This window comes from Akkermansia massiliensis (genome assembly GCF_023516715.1).
GTDB lineage: Bacteria > Verrucomicrobiota > Verrucomicrobiia > Verrucomicrobiales > Akkermansiaceae > Akkermansia > Akkermansia massiliensis.
The window spans coordinates 1,561,731-1,580,877 of sequence record NZ_JAMGSI010000001.1; the positions used below are offsets into that span (position 1 = coordinate 1,561,731).

The 19,147-nt window shown below is 54.8% G+C and carries 15 protein-coding genes; 5 read left to right on the forward strand and 10 right to left on the reverse strand.

Going from position 1 to position 19,147, the window contains the following annotated elements; translation table 11 throughout:
* The 8 genes from M8N44_RS06700 to M8N44_RS06735 form a co-directional block, all read right to left on the reverse strand.
* Entirely contained in the window at positions 1 to 813 is an 813-nt protein-coding gene (locus M8N44_RS06700) for a DNA adenine methylase (protein WP_215709509.1), read from the reverse strand.
* Positions 810 to 1,301: a DNA N-6-adenine-methyltransferase gene (locus M8N44_RS06705; RefSeq protein ID WP_215709508.1), complete on the reverse strand. Its 492-nt coding sequence runs from the start codon at positions 1,299 to 1,301 to the stop codon at positions 810 to 812. The genes M8N44_RS06700 and M8N44_RS06705 overlap by 4 nt, the downstream gene beginning before the upstream one ends.
* A gap of 315 nt (positions 1,302 to 1,616) precedes the next feature.
* Positions 1,617 to 2,135 (reverse strand): hypothetical protein, encoded by a 519-nt coding sequence (locus tag M8N44_RS06710; protein WP_215709507.1) that lies wholly within the window; start codon positions 2,133 to 2,135, stop codon positions 1,617 to 1,619.
* On the reverse strand, positions 2,132 to 3,298 hold the full coding sequence (locus M8N44_RS06715; protein WP_215709506.1) for a DUF2800 domain-containing protein: 1,167 nt from the start codon (positions 3,296 to 3,298) through the stop codon (positions 2,132 to 2,134). Before M8N44_RS06715 ends, M8N44_RS06710 begins: the two co-directional genes overlap by 4 nt.
* Before the next feature lie 19 nt (positions 3,299 to 3,317).
* Complete coding sequence (locus tag M8N44_RS06720) at positions 3,318 to 4,346, reverse strand: hypothetical protein (RefSeq protein ID WP_215709505.1); 1,029 nt, start codon at positions 4,344 to 4,346, stop codon at positions 3,318 to 3,320.
* Between the two features lie 74 nt (positions 4,347 to 4,420).
* On the reverse strand, positions 4,421 to 4,858 hold the full coding sequence (locus M8N44_RS06725) for a hypothetical protein (protein ID WP_215709504.1): 438 nt from the start codon (positions 4,856 to 4,858) through the stop codon (positions 4,421 to 4,423).
* A gap of 239 nt (positions 4,859 to 5,097) precedes the next feature.
* The gene (locus tag M8N44_RS06730; protein WP_102731760.1) at positions 5,098 to 5,316 is read right to left on the reverse strand and encodes a hypothetical protein; all 219 of its coding nucleotides are present in this window, start codon (positions 5,314 to 5,316) and stop codon (positions 5,098 to 5,100) included.
* Between the two features lie 69 nt (positions 5,317 to 5,385).
* A complete protein-coding gene (locus tag M8N44_RS06735; RefSeq protein WP_215709503.1) occupies positions 5,386 to 5,568 on the reverse strand; it encodes a hypothetical protein in 183 nt (60 codons plus the stop codon).
* 44 nt (positions 5,569 to 5,612) lie between these two features.
* Here M8N44_RS06735 and M8N44_RS14110 point away from each other — a divergent pair, with 44 nt between their 5' ends.
* The 5 genes from M8N44_RS14110 (at position 5,613) to M8N44_RS06760 (ending at position 8,372) form a co-directional block, all read left to right on the forward strand.
* Positions 5,613 to 6,128 carry a super-infection exclusion protein B gene (locus tag M8N44_RS14110; RefSeq protein WP_215709502.1) on the forward strand — a complete coding sequence of 172 codons (516 nt, stop codon included), beginning with the start codon at positions 5,613 to 5,615 and terminating at the stop codon, positions 6,126 to 6,128.
* 183 nt (positions 6,129 to 6,311) lie between these two features.
* The gene (locus M8N44_RS06745; protein WP_215833354.1) at positions 6,312 to 6,521 is read left to right on the forward strand and encodes a hypothetical protein; all 210 of its coding nucleotides are present in this window, start codon (positions 6,312 to 6,314) and stop codon (positions 6,519 to 6,521) included.
* Positions 6,509 to 6,889 carry a hypothetical protein gene (locus tag M8N44_RS06750; protein ID WP_215833355.1) on the forward strand — a complete coding sequence of 127 codons (381 nt, stop codon included), beginning with the start codon at positions 6,509 to 6,511 and terminating at the stop codon, positions 6,887 to 6,889. The genes M8N44_RS06745 and M8N44_RS06750 overlap by 13 nt, the downstream gene beginning before the upstream one ends.
* A 179-nt stretch (positions 6,890 to 7,068) precedes the next feature.
* A complete protein-coding gene (locus M8N44_RS06755; protein ID WP_215833356.1) occupies positions 7,069 to 7,398 on the forward strand; it encodes a hypothetical protein in 330 nt (109 codons plus the stop codon).
* A 173-nt stretch (positions 7,399 to 7,571) separates the two neighbouring features.
* Positions 7,572 to 8,372 carry a S24 family peptidase gene (locus M8N44_RS06760; protein ID WP_215833357.1) on the forward strand — a complete coding sequence of 267 codons (801 nt, stop codon included), beginning with the start codon at positions 7,572 to 7,574 and terminating at the stop codon, positions 8,370 to 8,372.
* A gap of 119 nt (positions 8,373 to 8,491) precedes the next feature.
* Here the strand turns inward: M8N44_RS06760 and M8N44_RS06765 are convergent, their stop codons facing one another.
* Together M8N44_RS06765 and M8N44_RS06770 are read right to left on the reverse strand one after the other, a co-directional pair.
* A complete protein-coding gene (locus M8N44_RS06765) occupies positions 8,492 to 9,499 on the reverse strand; it encodes a hypothetical protein (protein ID WP_215833358.1) in 1,008 nt (335 codons plus the stop codon).
* Between the two features lie 41 nt (positions 9,500 to 9,540).
* Positions 9,541 to 19,143 (reverse strand): hypothetical protein, encoded by a 9,603-nt coding sequence (locus tag M8N44_RS06770; protein WP_215833359.1) that lies wholly within the window; start codon positions 19,141 to 19,143, stop codon positions 9,541 to 9,543.
* Between the last annotated feature and the right edge of the window lie 4 nt (positions 19,144 to 19,147).

Below are 19,147 nucleotides of genomic sequence, written 5' to 3' on the forward strand. Positions count from 1 at the left end.
TCAAAAAAGCGTCAGTTGGGGGTTGTAGTTGAGCCACAGGCATTCAATCTTCTTGCCGCCCTGTGTGTCGTGGGAGACCTTGCATTCTTTCCGCCAGCCGTCCAGATAGGCGGAATAAAGCTCGGAATCGTAGCCGGATAGGACAACCTTGCCTTTCAAGGTCTGGAGGAAAACAAGAAGCCGTTCATGGTCCTCTTGGTCGTACTCATGCGCGTACCTCACGCGGTTGCCGAGGGTAGATTGCACATAGGGAGGATCCACGTAATGCAGTGTATCCGGCGTATCGTACCGGGACATGACCTGCAGAGCATCCATGTTGTTGATCTCGATATTCCGGTTCCGGAGTTCGGCCGCACATTCTCGCACTACGGCCGGATATTCCCGCCATGTCTGCGGGTAGGGTGTTGTTCTCAATAGACCATTACGTTTGAACCCCGGCTTGTGAATACCTCCGCCGTAGGACATCATGGAGTTGACGGCAAAGCGGAGAGCATCTTCGACTGGATCTTCCGCGATTTCAAATGACCTGGCATAGGCTTCTTGTGCGTATGGCGTCAATTCCAACAGACTGGCCAGCCGCGCGGATTTTTCCGTATCGCGCAAAACCTCGAAGAAGTTCACCACCCGGTCATAAAGGTCGTTATAGACCTCCATCCATGCAGGCTGCTTGTTAAGCAACACAGCCCCGGAACCTCCGAACGGTTCAACATAGATTTTGTGAGGCGGGAAAAAGCTGATAATCCAGGGGGCGATTCTGTTCTTGCCTCCAAGGTATCGGGCCAGAGCCCTTTTCCGTGGTGCTCTAGTGTTCATAATACAGCCACCTTTCCATGCCCCTGATTCTGCAATGTGTACAACAGGGGCGCTTCTTGGTTATCCCACGCCACAAGGCAACTCGGAGCGTTGGGCTGGTTGCCGGGCGTTTCTCCGTCCGGGCGGCAAAAGCGGATGCGGCCTTTCCAGAGGAACAGATACCGGGCACGGTGCAACACACACCGCTGAAACCAGCGCGTGTCCGACCTCATGAAAATGAGCGCCAGCCCTCCGCCCTGGTGCATACTCATGCGCTCCATGAACGCTTCTGCTTCATTCCCATAAGGAGGGTTAAGCCATACGCGCCCCTCCCATGGCATCAGAAGGCCGTTATCCTCCACGGTGTAGTTAACACGGGCACAATCCCACGGGCGCACAGTAGCGGCGCAGGGGTCCACATCAAAATGCCCCAGCAGATCCAATACGTAGCGCGGAGTGAGCCAGACGTTCGTGGTTTTCTCGGTTTTTGGAGTGTTAAACGTGTTCATTCTCCCTCCTTTCTCGGCTCCCAGTTATTGGGAATTTCGTCGTCAATACCTGTGCAACAAAAACAAGGGGAACCAGATTTCATGTCGCGATGAAGGTGCATGCAATTTTTGCAATTTCGCTCCTTTAAAGACATCCACGCCCTGCACGCGGCCCGCTTCCGCCATGTGTCGCGGATAAGTGCATTTAATCCGCACATGTTGCGTTGCATATGCCAAAAGGAAAGCCCCATATCGGGCACATCCGCGAAATACTTTTTGCTTCTGTGGGCTTTAAGCCAGCCGCGGGAGCGCCCATACTCAAACCAGGCTTTCTGCTCAGGCGTCATTTTCTTCCTCCTTGGTAGGGGTCCAATCACGACAGCAGTTTTTTAGATCGCTTATGATTCCGTGGGTGTAGCAAAAATAATCACCTTCGTTCATTTCACAGTTTGCACACGATTTTTTGAATGGGAACCTCCTTTCAAACACAATTTTTACCTGCCCTGCCTTCGCCAAGTCATGCACACGGTCAATCCCCGCACAATCCAGCGTCCTGTCGTCAATCCCCATGGCCTTGCAGGCTCCGTCCAGGTACGCTTTGCAGCGGGCAAGGCAGTTGTCCGCGTCCGGCTTGTTGCCCTTGAAGTACCAGATCACCCGGTAATGCGTCGGCTGCATCTTGTGGCCCTTCAGGGCTTCCTGCGTCACGGCACCGGCCATTGTTCGGGCGCGGCGCTTGGCAGACGTCTTCTTGTAGCCGGCCACAATGGCCCCCCTCTGCGTGAGAGGGGCCTTGGCGTTGGGCGACAGGCAGCGCGGCGTATGGGGCAAGGTAATGGTCAGCGTGGTCATCATGCCGCACCTCCCCCTATCTCCTTCACGGAGCCATCAGAGACTTTCACTTCTGCGCACCCTGCAAGCGTCTTCCGCAGCCAATCCTTGGACTCGGCTACCTTGGCGCCAGCATCCGCGGCCTTCCGCACGGAATGCACCAGCTTATCCAGGTCGGTAATCCCCACCTTGCAGCAGGACGTGAACGCCGGTGCCGTGATGCCATCGGGGAACAAACCGTTGAGGATTTGAAAGGCCGCCGCGGCATCCGTGATCGTAAACGCCTTCTTGCCGGGGGCCAGAACCAGCCCGGGAATATCCACTTCGGCTTTCAGATCCGCCTTCACTTTACCTTCCACGGAAGCCGCCCACTTCTTCGCCAGCTTGGCGAGGTCATAAGCTTCCCGACGCTTTTCGGGGGTCCACTGCTCCCAGGCAGCCGTTAAATCCCCGGACGTGACGTTCACCAGGGCCAGAGACACTGCCGGGCAGGAAGACTGGGCCCGGCAATACCGGCAAGCCTTCTCGCTGGGTTTCAGCGGAGCGTGTTCGTCCTGCGCCAGCTTGATGCAGGTTTGGAAAAACGCCCGTGCCTGCTCCACGCTCTCGCGAGTGTACCGGCACACGGCAGGTTCCTTCCGGCTCGCATAAGGCTGCAAAATGCAAACAAACACCTCATCTATCATTTCAAATTCAGGCAACCTGTAGCCACACTTGGAATCTGCCACCAGCACGGCCAGGGCGCTCAACTGCAAATTGCACTCGGCAGCCGCCACCGGCAGGTGGCCAAACTTGTAATCAATCACCAGCGCTCTGCGGCCCCAGTAAACTACCAGATCAGGCTTCCCGGAAAACATTCCATCCTTTTCAAAATACCGCACTTCGCGCATGAACTGTTCTCTCAACAAATCCTTGCTGAAATCCGACATTTCCAGGTACTTCTCACACAGGGAAATTTCCGTCTCGCGGCACCAAGCCACGGCTTCGGCGTCCTCCGGGTCCTCCGGCATTGTCCCTTGCTCCATGTGGACATGCAGCATGGTTCCCAGGGCGGCATCATCGCTCTCTTCGTCCACCGGGCACTTCCTTTCTGCATTCCAGCTTCCGGGGCAGAGGAAAAGCCTCTGCATCCCGCTGGCGCTGGGCAGCCCCTGCCGTTCGTCCTCGATGATCTCTGTATCAAACATAAGGTCAGTAAGTCAGGGGTTAATGTTCAAAAGTGCCAAAGGAGGGCGCATCCTCCGGTACATCCAGGCCGGGAATACCGTCTTCCGGCGCCGGAGCGGTTACAGGCGGCGGGGCCTGCGTCGTCTTGGGGGCCGCCTTGGGAGCGGGAGCAGATACAGGAGTCTTCGGCAGGTCGGGTTTCCTGGCGGGCTGGTCGTCATCCGGGAACACTTCCTTCACCCGCACCATACCATCAACAATGCCGTTATAAATATTGCTTAAATCTCGCAATTCATTTACGGTCATTTCTTCAAGCTTGTGCCCCAATTTGGTTTCGAGCAGGGCGCGCGTCACTCCATAAGCTAAAAAATTAGCTTCCAGGGATCGGAGAATATCAGCCTTATCACGCTTAAATCCACTCTCCTGCGTATTTTTTACGGCTTCCAGCGCTTCATCAGTCAACCAGCCGGGAAGTACCTGCAAGATGCAGGCGCGGATGCGGCGAGAAGCCATATTGGCGCACAGTTCGTAAACATCCCGTTCGTTATCAAGGGCGACACGCAGCATTTTTCCAGTCTTTTTCCCTTTGGAATCAGTCTCATTCTTATCGCGGGTATGAGGTACAGAGAAAGCAATTTCCCGGCGAACATTGGTCTCCTTGTCAAAACAATAGGCAAGACATTCGGACACATTGCAGCCGTTTCCATCTGCTCCCTTCGGGTCCCAATGGCGGGCAACTTCCTTCCATCCGGCTTCCGCATTGCCCCATGCGCCAATCAGCGCTTCCGCCAAGCGGATGCTAGGGCCCGTCACGGTCGTATTTCCGCGGGGATAGGAATAAGTGGCGGATTGCGCCAACTTCGGTTGAGCACAAGCCTGTTTCATTCTCAAGGTCACTTCAGCTAAATCCCGCGGAAACTGCTTGGCGATCCAAATGGAAGCCAGCACGGAAGTAACGGCTGCATTGCTTGTCATGGCAGCCAGGGCTCCGCCACTGGCGGGAGCCTGAACGGCAAAAGGATTGCCTGGTGCTTGATTGGTGAGTTCGTTTGTTGTATTCGTATTCACGTTATTAGTATTCTATTGGGTTAGTTATTGATAACAGGCCGGGGACCAGTTGGCGCTGGCCCCGGCCAACTGAATCAGTCTTGGCATTCCTCGCATTCGCAGCCCGCGATTCCGAGCATGTCTGCAATGGGATTTAAGCCAGCTCTCCTGTGGGCTTCCTTAAAAGCAAGCTTCACTCCCAAAGAAATAGTTTCGGGATTGCCGGAGAAACAAATTCCGGAGGCTTCCAAGTAGCCACGAGCCGCAAGCCATTCCGTACTTTTTGCGCCGGCCATTTTCGTAACAGCTTTGCAGGTAGAAGTCCTGCTGTTCACACTTTCACCCTTCTCAATCTTGATATGCAGAATGACAGGGGTCTTACACTGATTCACAAGCTCTTCCAGGCGGTTATACGCTTCTTCAATCATATCCACGGTGACGGGTGCTTGTTCGGCTACTGGATCGCAGCAGCATGCTTCGTCTGACGTGCAGGGCCAGGGCTGCGTATTCTTTTCTTCGGTGGTATTATCCATTGTATTGGTTTTCTATTGGTTATTGCTTTCCTCGAACCTCGAGGGGCGGGACGGTTTTGCGAAGCCGTCAAAAGCTTTCGGGCAGTCGGGCGTGAATCCGGAATGCGGACTCTTCCCCGCCTGTAGTTCGTTGTTGTCCATTTCCACGATGAGCCACGCTGTACCGGCAATGAGCAAACCACAGGCACCGCCAGCAATCAGGCGGCATGTACCAATGGCCAAGGCTCGAAGTAACGCCTTCATTTGCTCATTCCTCCTTCTCCATATTCCCGCAGGAGCGCTCTTCGGAACTGCTTGCCGTGCACCTTCATCTTGCCCTGCTTGCCCCAGTACAGGACCTCAATCACATGCCCCTTGTCCTTCAACTCATGGACGGTCTTCTTGATCACATCCCGGTCGGAATCGTACAGGAGAGCAAGAGTCTTGCAGTCGTAAAATTCTGTTTCAGGGTAGGTCATAGTATTTCATTAGGTTACAGTTCGTGCCAGCCGAGTAGCTTGAGCACATCAATCAGTTCGGGTTCCAGGTCAGTCATGGTGTCCGTCAGGGTTGTCCGTCGTGGCGTGATCCCGTTCGTACTGCACCAGGGCGTTTTCGAGGGCCGCCACTGCGGTTTCGTGCTCCGCCATCAGCTTTTCAGCGTCTGCGTGGCTCACGGCTACGTCGTCCACGCGGATGCAGCGGTCTTCGGTGTCGTATTCGATAATCATTGTTAGAATTGAATGGTTCCTGGTTATCGGGTACACTCTTGTGCATGGATTGGCACCCGTTCATTCAGCAGGCTCTCAAACTGCTCGGCAGTAAAAAGCTCGCAGCCATCATCTGCGTAACCTGGGTACTTCTCCACATCGCGACTGCATGCCCTTCTCAATTCGTCCAGCTCACGGCATTCTGCCAAAAAAACATGTACATGCTGGACCTGATCGCTTTGTTTAGTACTGCCTGTCTCATTGTTTCCTCCTTCACAATGGGGTGCAGATACCTCAACCCCCATTTGAGCAAGTTCTACCTCAAAAGAACGGCAGTAAAAAAAATAAAGCGCATCCTCAAAGCTCCGGAAAGCGATGACTATAAACTTCTCATGGCTCTTCACAAAACTCCCAATACGCATCTTAACGTCTATGATCCACTTGTTAAAAACCTGCGTTCCTACTGCGTCATCTGCAGGACAGGGGATGCCCTCCTTAGTGACGATCTCGTAACTTACAGAGGCCCTTTCGACCTTACTCACTTTGCCAGGCAATACATGAATACGCATTGCAGGCATTAACTGATAAAAGGTCTCCGGATTCTCTTCTCGGAGCATCATCAGGTCTGTTCTTGTAAGAGGCCTATTCATGCCGCGGGCTTCTTGGGTTCGGGGTTCTTCTTCTGGGCTGAGGGAAGCCCGCGCCTTTTGAGAATGTCAAGGAAGGCGTCTTCCGGAGCCTTCCCGGATTCAACGCACTCTTGGATGAGTGCCTTGCTTGCCGCCTTGTCTGCGGCAATTTTTTCGATGGGGATTTTGATTTCGATCATGGCTGTAAATCGTGTTTCTGGTTTCTGTATTACGAAAAAAAATGTATCTGTCAACGATATTATTCAAAATATTTTGTATAACGCTCGCAAAAAGGACTTGCAGATTACTAAAAATCTCGTATTGTTAAGGGCATGGACGCCCTAAAGCAGGAGATTCAGGAATGGCTCAAAGTGACCGGGAAAAGCAGGAAGTGGTTAGCAGATCAGCTTTTTGTTGACAAACGAACTGTGGACGCATGGCTTTCTACTGCTGGTAAAATTCCTCCTGCCAAAGCGGAGTTGATTAAAAAGCTGATGGAGCCATTGTCTCCAGGCGTGACTGGTGAATGCCGTGGTGCCCTGGACCTTGTTCTGAAACTGGACGCTGAAACCTACGGTCAATTTGCTGCCTGGGCTGCGCAAAGCGGATTTGAACCTACGGCGGACGGTATTGCCAAATGGGCGGTGCAGGTGGCTCACATGGCAGGGGAACAGGGCTCCCGGTCTCCGCGCAAAACACAGGACGCAGACTAAGGCTCTTTCATAGCCAGGTATGTGGTGGTGTTGGGTTGTTATCTTCATAACTTGGTTTTTTATTGGATTGCGAAAACATTTTTTCTCTCATATCTAACAAAAGTCAATAAATATTTCCCATTGGAGAAAATATCCAAGAAAAGCCTTGCCAAGATTTCCTGTATGCGAAAAATGCACGTATGGATGACCTCAAGGCTAAAATCAGGGTATTTCTGAAAGACACCCGCATGACTCGGGAAGAACTGGCGCACCGCTGTGCTGTCAAAAAAGGCATGATAGACAAATGGCTGTCTACAGTCCCTATCCCCGCTGACAAGCAACGGCTGCTGGACAACCTCATTGATAGCCACTACGCCAAAGTATACAGGGAAACAGACGTCCATATCAGAGTATCTAATGAGCGTTACCGGCTTATCCAGATTGAGGCGGCCAGACGGGGTCTGACGACAGAGGAATGGCTTGATGCTACGCTGCATCTTCACACGACTATGCCGTACCGTAGGCAATAGTTTTCCACTATTAAAAAGTCCGCTATGGTGGTTGTTTGTTTTCACATTTTCTCAGAGTTGGTGAACTCAAAGTAATAAAAAGATGACTTCTAATCAAGAGGGAAAGTTGTTTTTTATTACCTTTCCCCATAATAGATTGACATTTAGTCATAAAAATATTACTCTTGTTTCATATGAAGCAAGACCTCGCAGAAGTGAAAAGCTGGCTCAAGTCCCAAAAAAAACATTACTCATGGCTTGCCGAACAATGCCACGTTTCAGAAGGGGCGGTCAAAAACTGGTTTTCTAAGGGACACATTCCCACAGCTAAGTTCCTTTTCATTCAACGCCTAATGAATGAAGTAAGTGGGAGAAACCCTATTTCAGGTATCACAATTGATTTCACGGATGAAGAATGGGAAGCTATTTCTAAGATACTGGCTTCCAGTAAGCAAACCTTCATCCAGTTTGTTAATCAGGCTCTTGCAAACGCCGCTCAGGAGTATTTCCAAAACGCAATCAAAGAAAAAGTGGTCTCCCTTAAGCAGTTTTCCCCGGTTGATTCATTGCCAGCTGTGGCCACCATAAATAACCAAAGTTACTCTCTGAACGTGATTGGCAATATCGCCGCCGGCGGCCTACAGGCAGGAGACACTGTTCCCTATGCTATCAAATCAACGCGGCCGCTTGGTAAAAATGAATACATACTGCGAGTAGAAGGCAAGAGTATGGAACCGATCATCATGGACGGCTCCCTGGTTGTAATGCGTAAGCACACTATACCGCCCATCCCCAAGGTCGGAACCATTGTCGAATATTATGATGAACGGGGAGTCACTCTCAAAAAGCTGGTCCGGAAAAAGAATCCGGAAACAGGGAAGCTGGAGTACACCCTGCACCCACTCAATCCGGAGTTTGGCGACATCGAGCCGATGGACGGCGGGAAGATATCCGGCGTGTACGTGGAGACCCTCGACAAGTGGGAAAAGGCGTAAATACCGAAATAATGATAAACGTGTTGCAATTTGTATCTTTTATGGTATATTACACACCTTTACGTTAGATTGCTTCGCCCCTTGGCCTTCGGGCCAGGGGGCTTTTTTATGAAATGGCATTATTGCGCTTTCTTCAAATCTAATAGTTGTACTTGTTGCTTATAATCTTCCCATATATCAGCCAGTGCGTGATATGTTGTTTCATATTCAGGAATAGGTTTCGCCTGCATAATCCAATAGCAATAAGGATAGTCTAAAAATTTATCTCCAAGTATAACTTTAACTACAAAAACGCCTGCAACATCTCGATGCTTTTCAAAGAATTTTGTTTCATCTTTCCATAGATTGCGTGGCTTTAGAGCGTCTAAAGCTACTGCGTCAAGCATGGCTTTCTTCTTTTCATCAGTTTTAATATGATATTTTATTTCTGTAACTATTTCACGAATTGCTTTCTCCTTGAAAGTGCTTCCAAATTGGCGATATGCGCCAGACTGAATATCCAGCCATGCCTGCCCAGGGTTATTCTTCACGACACTTTTAAAATGCAACATAAGAGCTTCAGAAGGAGATTCCGTATTGTACTTTTCTTGCTTAATACGCCTCCATACATCATTAATACGTCTTTTGTGAGCATTTCGCACTTTGTTTGAAAAGTCATTCCAAACAGCACGAAAAATTTCTTTAGAGTTATTGAATATAGGAGCTTCCTTTCCTTGGCCCTTCCAATAAAGCCATGGATATTTAATGTTCTCTACTCCAAATAAAGCAGTGAATACGCCTATTCCTAAATCATATTCTTCGTCAGGCGTGGCTGGGGCCTGGTAGCCTTCCGCCTTCACCAGCCTTTTGGATTCGTCATCGGCGTCATCCCCCAGGGCCAATGCTGAAAATACCTTCAGGCGGCTTTCATCGGGCCTGAACTCCGGAAGCTTCCGAGAACTCGGCGCCTGTCCCCAATCCTGCAAGGAAGGGGAAGCGGTATTCTCCTGTAAATGGTCAAGGGAATCGGGAAGCAGGTTGGAATGCTTCGCATCCTGCGCCAGTGGGAAAAAGTCTGTCAAAGGACGATCTATTCCGTGGGATAAAGTAGTAAAAAGTATGGAAAAAGTGTAGAGCAAAGCGCGCATGGTAAACTCTACATACACCGTACACTCCTTAATATTCAATCTTATTCCGCCAACTTGAACCCAGGTTTGGATAAATTCGCCACTCCAGCCACGGACAGTAGCCAGGAGGCCACGGAATCAACCGCCTTGTTTCGGCTCCCGGTGCCCGCTCCGGCCACATAGGCGGCTGCCTTGGCATCCAGCAGAATCAATTCCGCCCAATCGGCAAACGTCATCTTCTTGTCTCCGGTGACAGTCTTCCACGTATTCCTAGCCGCCCGGTGAATCGCGGAATAATCAATCACTCCGGATGCGGTGCCCACGTAAATGCGCTGGCCAGTCGCCTGCTTGTAGCCAAACTCCACCGCCGCGCCCAGCATCGGCACGCCACCAATCATGGCAACGGGAGCCCCCAGCATGGCACCAAACCATCCTCCGTTCTTCTCCCACTCGTCCTCGTCATCCAGCAGGGCATGCCACAGGGCAATCACCGTCTGTTCGGCAACGGACATCACACCATATAGAGCAAGAGCCTGCCCCCAATTCCCGGCGCTCACATGGGACACGATCATCCCGACCTTATTCAGCACCTCGGAACTCATGAAACAGGCCATCTTCGCAAACAGGCTGGTGGAAGTCCCCAGCATGCTCTTCTGGCTTTGCGTCAGCGGCTGGGCCACCAGCTCCAGCGCCCTGGTCACGCTCTGCATGCACAAGGCGTGCATCTCTTCCTCCGTCATCGGGGAGCCGGTCCTTCTACCGGCCTCCTCCAGCTCGGCCCACTTTGCATTATACAGGGCAGCCATGGACACGGCATTGCTCCACACGTCCATCTTCTCAATAGCCCTCATGCCGGCCATGGAAAACCGAATCGCTCCGGTGTAATTCTGGTCGGAAGCATACCCCATCAACTGGCTCACCAGCTCCGCCTGCGCGTCATTGGATCTCGCCCGGAAAGCCTCCGTCTTCATCATCTCAAACACACCCATGCGTCCGGTCATGGACATCGTCTGCCCCAGATGCAGCAGGAAACTACCCATGCCCACCTCCCCGGCAAACATCCCGTGCATCAGGCCGCTTGTCTGCTTGATCATCGTCAGCACGTTCCAGGCCAGAAGAGCCACCGCCTTGGCGCTCTGGAAGCGGCTCGTCGCCTGGGCCCCGGCCAGCAGGGCACCCCCCTCCATCACTCCGGCCCCGTCGATCACGTCCAGCCAGTGCCGCAGCGAATCAATCCCGTGGCGTCCCATATGCTCCTTCAAGGACGCTGCCGCCTCCTTGTCCGCCAGGATGCCGCGCCAGCGGGAAGTAATATCCGCCGTGCAAATATAATTCTCCACCTCGGCGCTCGCTGCCTGGAACACGGCCTCGCAATCCATATTCCAGGCCAGGTGTAAATTGTGCTTCCGCCTGGGAATCAGCATCCCGTACTTCGCCCCGCCGGCCACGGCATTCGTCTGCTCCCCGAAGGACGCCTTCGTATCAAGCTTGTGGTCCGCCCGGAACACGGCCCGGAAATAATTCTCCACCGCGGGGAAGGGAACCCCCTCCCGCTCCTCATACACGCGGGCCAGCAGCTTTCCCTGCCGGTTCATCAGCTCCCGCAGACCATAGCCGAACGCCAGCCCTTCGGCGCCAACAAACTCGCGCAGGCGGGCAACCTCCGCTTCTCCAATGCCTTCATTCCGCATCGTCTCCACGTACTCGGCCTGCTCATAAAGTAAAATGGCATACATCGCCTGGGCACGGGAAACCTTCAACGTCTCTCCCTTCCTGCCCGGACGGACTACCTCCGCCTTCGCCGTAATATTCTTCCTTCTCCTGGCCCGTCCGTCTCCGGCCTTCACCAGTTCGTCCAGCTCGGCAAGCTGTCGGCGCATCTCCGGAATAAGCGCTTCCGGCACGGATGCCTTATCGTCGGAAAGCCCCCGGTCATTGTACTCCTTCTTGATCGCCCTGCGGCGCTCCTCCCTCTCTTCAAAAGACAGACCAACCCACTCGCGGGCCTCGGCGATCCTCACCGTGCGCTCCACCTTCACCAGCGGATTCAACACCACGCCGGAATCCCCGGTCTTCTTGAAATCAGAAAGAACTCTTGCCACGTCCCTGGTGCGTTGAACGCCAAAACACCGCTTGACCAGGGCCGTCACCTCCCGGTCCCGGGTATGCTTCATATTCCTCAACGCCACATTTGCTTCGGCAATCGCAGTAACCTCGGCATGCGCCAGAGCGCGCAGGGCGGGAATCTTCCTCCATCCATTCAACATCTGGGAATAGGACTGCAAGCCGTACTTCAGGTACTTGGCTACCTTCGTCTTCGTGGACGCCTTCGCATCCTCTTCCGCGTCACGCCCTCCCTGGGGCGTGGCCTGCCCAAGCCCTTCCACAATCTTCTCGGCCTTGAACTTCGTCCGCCGCCTCTCCTCGTCCAGCCTGGCGGACCAGGCTGTCCGCCCCGTCGTAATAAACAGGGCAAGGGCGCGCACGCAGGCGCGCGTCTGCTCCAGTCCCATCCCGGCCAAATGCCCGAACGTGTGCCAATCCTTCAATTCCAGCTCGGCCGCATCCCGTTCCTCTTCGGTGGACTGGTTGCTGGAAAGCACGCCCTCCAGCTCCAGCATCCGCTTCTCCTTCGCCTCCTGGTCCGTATTCATCATGGCGACTATCCCGTGCAGATGCCTGTAATCCTCCGCGCTCAACTTGCCCTTGTTAAACTTCCCGCTGGCCTTCTTCGTCGGCTGCACGGCCTTGATGCGGGCAACCATCTCCGTCCGCATCTGGTCGATGGCATACCGGTCCGCCTGTTCCAGCGTGCGGGCCAGCAGCTTGTCGATCACGGCATCCATGCGCTCGCTGGTATCGTCCATCAGCGTCTCCTTCTTCAGCTCATCGGAAAGCCATGTCTGTCCGTCCTCCAGACGGGTGGCAAGATTCTCGGCGGCTTTCATGTAGGGATAAAGGCCGAACCTGTACCCCTCCGGCAACGTCTTGTAAATGGACGCCACCACGGCCATCACCTTCCCGAAAGCCTCCGCTCCGTCGCCTGGCTTCAACTTGTTGGACGCACAAACCCGGCGCCATGTCTCCAGTGCTTTTGCCGTCTGGCTGCACAGCACCTCCAGACGGTTCTTCCGCGCTTCCCGTTCCAGCGTCACCCAAATACTCTCTTCTGTAGCAAGAGAGAAAGTTGCCTCCGGATCTGTGTAACCCTTCCACGCGCCACCCGTACTTTCATCCGCAAACTCCGTGATCTTGATGTCATTCTCGTCAAAAATCACATAGTTATACGTCTGTTGCAACTTTCCGCGGGATAGACTGTCTGCGTATTTAATCCCTTTGATTCCGGCCTCCAGCAAAGCAAGACTCGCCTCCTTTTTAGCATCCTGTTTAGTATCATCCCCTCCATCCCAGAAAGCGTCAACCAGCGCGACATAAATACCCTTGCCGCTTACATCCTCGCCACGGGCACCGGCCACATTTCTGGCATATTCAACGGCGTACCTCACCGCCTCCACCGGAGAGGAACTCAACAACTCTTCAATGTCGCGTTCCATGTACTCCCAGCCCAGCAAACTACCCTCATCAACATTCAGTTCTACTCGGTAGTTGGACGGACTGCCAGCAGCAACTTCTATTTCATCCAGATGGTCAACCAAAAACTGACAAACTACATTTTCTGCATCGTTCAGGTTTTTCGTATCGGGGTAATTTTTCGTATAATTCTCATTAACGCGTATATCCTCCCTCAATTTATCCTTAATGGCATCTATCTTCTTCTTGTCTCCTCTGGCATCAGATAAATCGCCAAGAACGGCATACACCGTATCTAGTGCACTATCCATAGCTACACGACTGATATTCTCCGGAAGTTTGATTCTATCGCGTAATCCTCGTGCCATATCATCCACGTTGGAAGCCTCCAAATCCTTGAACCTCCATGTCGCCACATCCTGCGCAAACTGGTTCATGTAGGCTTTATTTACCTCCTGATGCTCTGCAAAATACAGCCCCCATCCATACGCCTGTGCTCCCTCGCCTCTCCCCATTTCCTCCGTGGTGAACTTCCGAAAAGAATAAGGGGAGGCATGCAGGGCGGTAATGGAAAACGTCACACCCGGTTCTGTAATAACTGCATTTCCTGCTTCCAGATGCCCATCCCGGAACAGACCCTGCTCCTGCGCATTCGCGATAGAGAAAGACACAATCGCCTCACCAGGATATTCCAGTGTTTCATTGAACGGCTTTGACTCCCTGCGTTCTCCGTCCCACAGGATACGCCTCTGCACATTCCGACTCTCAATCTCACCAGCGGAACGCGCATAGCCATCAAGGCTCCCACTCTCATCCAGGCTACTCCCTCTGGCAAAGCCTTCAATATCCTGAATGGCGTGCTGAACCTCATGCAAAAGAGTGGAAAGCTGCGTCCCTATCGGCCCGATGTGGGCCAGATTGATCGCAATGGAGCGTTCTTCGGAATCATAATAACCACGGGCTGAATCCTTTCTATTCTTGTACGCCAAAATATACATCTTCCGCAAAGATGGATAAGCCTCATACAGCTCATCAAAATTCAGTACATCCTCAAGGCGCCCGCGCCATACGGGATTCTTCCTGTACCCCATTCCCTTGGACCACTCATCAAACATGCTCAAGAACGAAAAACCCTCCGGAGTCTTCAAGCTTGCCTGACTCGCATCAATCTCCGCCCGCATCTTGCCGTCGTCACGCCCTTCAAAAGCACGGTTGGTGTACTTGATCCATGTCTTGGCATTCGAACCAACCACGGAAAACGTTGCCGGAACAATGGCGCCGTCGTCAAACCGGCATTCCACTTCATTCACGTTGACAACCTTGGCCCCTTGTGGTAAGGAAGAAACATCTCCCCCGCCAGCGGATTGGGACGGCAGAGCGGCCTTGCTTGCTGATCCTGGACCTAGGCGCGCGGTGCCGCTATTCGCGTTTGCAGGTTGTCGCTCTGCAAGGGGGAGCTTCTTTCCGAGTGGCTTCTTGCCCTGCCGCACTGGATAAGCCGAGACAATGGAATAAAACCCGTCCTTCCGGTCCAATTGCAGTAGCATCCATGAAGAAGGCTGCCTGCCCTTGACCAGTAGCTCACGACCGGGCGCCACCTCGTAAAGCTCGCTCACATTCGTCAGAATGGAACTGATATAGCGTTCCGGGGAACGGTCTTGCCAGAAAGAAAACCCGCGGGAAGCCAGGATATGGGTCAGTCCATAACCGCGGTGTTCCCCAACATCGGACCCCACCAGCAGCCGCACCGGCATGGCGGGCTGCCCCTTACGACGCGGAACCACAAACCAATCAGGACTTCCGTCTTCCCGGGTGACGAACGTCTCCGGCCCCAGGACAGATCCGGAACTGTCCATGGCAACCACGGAAAACGTCGCCCCGGAAACGGGCACATGCTCGAACGGATTCACTTCACTCGTGCCGTCCCAGGCAAGGGCGCGGTCATGAAGGCGCAGCGCCGGGTCATGGGATTGCCATGCCCCCTTGGCTCTTTCCAAATCATGAATGGCCGCATTCAAGTCTGCGTCCGTCTCCAGACGGATGCCCATCCTGCCCGCCAAATCCTTCCGCCGGCTGATTCCTCTGGACTTCTTCAGGAGGGACAGGCGTTCGGTAATCAGGGCAATCCCCCGGGCCGTAAAGCGGGCTACCTTCTCGCAATCCTCCTGCCAGGACGTATCGTTGCCGAATAGATCAAACGCCTCACCCTCCCGGGACTTCTCCGCAGCCACCCGGTCAGCCTCCTTCACATAGGCTGCCACGTAATCCCACGACTTCCCCTTCTCGCGCAACTGCATGGCAAGCATCTGCCCCGCCTCCATTCCGGACAAGTGGCATACCTTCCATGCTTCGTTATCCGTAATCACCCCGTTTTTCAGGCGGGTAAACACTTCATCTCCGGCGAGGGTGGCAATATCCCAGCCCATCACATTGGCCGACCCGGGGCGCAAATACCCCTGCGCCTCCATCTCCTCCCGGCTCATTCCGGAATTCCTGACAAAAAAGGCCACTTCCAGCGCGGACGCCTGGCCGTCCAGCATATTCTGGCCGACGTCGTGCATCTTTGCCCAGGTGGCGTCATGCGTCTCATCTTCCTGATACACATAGGCCGGAATAAACTCCACCCCGTCGCGTGCGGCCAGATCAAACCGGTGCCGTCCGGTAATCACATGCAGGGCTCCATCCCTGCGCCGCCAGACGGAAATGGGCTGGGCATCTTCCCGGAACCGTCCCTGGAGTTCGCGCCCCTTCACGGCTCCGCGTTCATTATGATCTCCCTGCTTGAACTGTTCCACGTCCGGAGCCAGGGCCAGGGAATCCACCCGCACCTGGGCAAACACGCAATCCGGCGCCACCCGCACAAACGCATGGTCGCGGAACCCAGCGCCAGCCTCTTCATCGTGTTCGGCCTCTTCTCCCACCCCTTCTAGGGCGCCTCCGGCATCCTCCACCAGTGGAGCGGGGGATGCTGGATTCCCGGTAATGCCAGTCACGGGATCCGTTCCCGCCTCCTCTTCCGCGGTATCTTCCACATCCTCCGCGGCATCCATCTGCGCCATGGACTCTTCCAGCGCCTCCAGCTCACCCAGCGTCATCGTGAAATCCCCCGGAGCCCTGCGGGAAGCAAGGTCCGCGTGCACCATCTCCACATCCAGCCCCTGCGCGGCATCCATCCGCGCCTGGCGGAAAACGCTCTCCGTACTCACGCCCACAGCTTTTAGAGCGTCTGCCAAACCTCCATGTTCTTCCATGAACTTCTTTCCCTCGTCTGTAGCTGCAAACTCATTCCATTGTTCTCCAACGCGCATGATGCGGGCGGAATCCTCCAGATTTTTCAGAGCGAACTCTGCGGTGTCCTTCACCCACTGGGGCACGGGCAGGTTCTCAATATCCGCCAGAGAGGAAGACAGGGACAGGCTGGAAAAACTCTCCACCACGTCCGAGGCATCATGCGCAGGACCTTCATACGTCCCCAGACTCACGCCATACCTTCCCAGCACGGCGTCCGCCGCCTGCAAATGCTCCCACAAATCCTGCCAGTCCTTCCCGGTCAGGTTCATGTAATGGACCAGGGCGGACTCCTGCACATCCTCCATCACGTTGGCTGTCCGGGCATGGCCTCCGGCGTAAAGCAGCAGGGAACTTCCCGGGTCGGCCGCCATCGTGAACCGGTGGGCGGCGCTGGCCGCCGTCGTGCCGCTCCTGATCTCCTCGGACCTTTCCCTCGTTATCTCACCGGAACGCACCCCCTGCTCAAGACGCCTCTCAAAAGCCGCCGCCAAATCGGCAATAGAACCAAGCTGTACTTTCCCCATCACTTCGGCATCCGTCCTGCTTCTGGCCTCCTGGAGGGACACGCCCTCTTCCCGGACAATCGCGTCAATCCGTGCTTGGGCACGGGCGGCTACATCCATGAACCCGGGAACGGTCATCCCTCCGGTTTCGGCCGCCGCTCTTCGGTACTCCGCAGGCGCTTCCTCGGAAAGCATATCCAGCGTCTCAATAAAATCCATCTTCCCGGCTTCTGAAACGACGGCATTCCCAAGCACGGCATCCTGCATCATGCGAACCCCATTCAGATAGGCTCCTTGCAGCACTACTTGAACAAGAGCATCCGTCTGCTCCTCGCTCATCTCCACGGTCCTGTCTTCCTCCATCTCCACGCCGTTCACTACAGCGCCCTCCCGCAAGCTCACTTCGTACCTGTCCGTTCCCTCCAGCTTGCGGATGCGGCCAATGTGGGCCTTCTCCAGCACCTTGTCCAGAGCGCCGGACATCTGGTACAGCCGGGCCTCCTGCCGGTCCGCCAGCTCGGCGCCGGCCTTCTGCGCCCGTTCGGCGGCTCCTTCGGGATCCTTCAAAATATCAGTCTCGAAATAACGTTGGGCCAGAGCCGCCTTGTGCTCCACGGTGGAAAAAGACGCCATCTCTTCGGCGTGCTTCTTCGTGTACCCGGCCAGCTGGGCCTGCTGGGCATCCGTCACGAACGCCGCCACCTCCTGCTTCATCCTCGGAGCGTGGCCGGCGGCCATGGCCGCCACAAACAACGCGCACCCGCCGGACTGCTCCACATCCCCCATTGCCTGAAGCACGGGCCCCACCACCTCGAAATCCTTCGGCTTCACCTCCATTCCCGTCATCCCGGACAACTTCCGGGCCGTCCACTCGAACACCTCTCCAGCCAGGGGTTCCGCTCCCATTTCTTCCACGTAGGCAAATGCCGGGGCAGAAAGCATCTTGCCGGTTCTCGTCCCGGCAAAAAACGTGCGCCCCGGTACCTTCGCGGCCAGTCTTGCAAGAGTGCCGGTGCCCGTCTTGGTCAGCAGCTTGTTGATGGCGCCCATGCGCCCAAACACGGAAAACACCCCGAACCCTTTTTCTTCCACCGTATTCCGCAGTCCGTTAATAGTCACATCCACCAGGGAATCCCCGTTGCGGGCGGCGGTATTCCCGGCATGCCCCATATCTCCGGCCATGGCCAGGGCCCAGCCTCCGGGAGCCATATAGGAAAGGCTCTGCCCGGTAATATTCCCGGATCCATTGATCGCCTTGACATACCAGGACGCATCGGGACTCGTGCCTCGCATCCGCTGGCCGAACTCGTGCATGATGTCCTGCATCGTATTCAGCGCCCCGCGTCTTTGCTCGTAACGGTCGTAGAGCTGCCTTTGCCCATCAAACGTCCCCTTCATGCCCAGTGCGGATGCCACGGTGTTGGAATACAGGTTCTCCATGCCTTCCATGCCCGGCGCATCACGCACGGCTTGGACCGTTTTGATGCCCAGGCTTTCCACGCCGCGTACTGTATCGGCAAAGCTCCCGTACAAATTGCGCCAGAAAGAAGTGGAGTCTGTTTGGCTCTCCTGAACCTTCCGGTCAACCGCGGTCATCAGCAGCCTCAACGCCTGCTGGTCCAGCACCTCATTTCCGTTGACATTCACCGTCAGCAGATCGGCCATGTCCAGAGCGTCGGAACGCCAGACATCCTCAAACCCGCGCCTCTCGACAAAAGCATACGCCCGCCGCGCCCGCATGATGGAATCGGCAGCCTCCTGCGGCCTCTCGGCATACTTCAACAAATCAGCAGGACACGCATCCCAGTTGCCTTCCTTCCCGGCTACGCAATCCACCATCCGGCGGGAAATTTCTTCCTGTTCCTGCTGGACTCTTTTCACCCGTTCCTTGTAGGCGGCATCCTCCACGCGTGTTCTCTCGGAAAAATCCTGCCACACAGCGCGGTGGGCACCCCCCATATCCTTGAACCGCGGCGCTTCCTTGCCTTGCCGGGCCCAATACAAATACGGGTCGGCGGCTTGGTCCAGACCAAACAGCGAAACGCACACATCCAGCCCCAGGCATGCTTCTTCGTCCGGCGTGGCCGGGGCTTGGTAGCCTTCCGCCTTCACCAGCCTTTTGGATTCGTCATCGGCGTCATCCCCCAGGGCCAATGCTGAAAATACCTTCAGGCGGCTTTCATCGGGCCTGAACTCCGGAAGCTTCCGAGAACTCGGCGCCTGTCCCCAATCCTGCAAGGAAGGGGAAGCGGTATTCTCCTGTAAATGGTCAAGGGAATCGGGAAGCAGGTTGGAATGCTTCGCATCCTGCGCCAGTGGGAAAAAGTCTGTTTCAAACATAGTA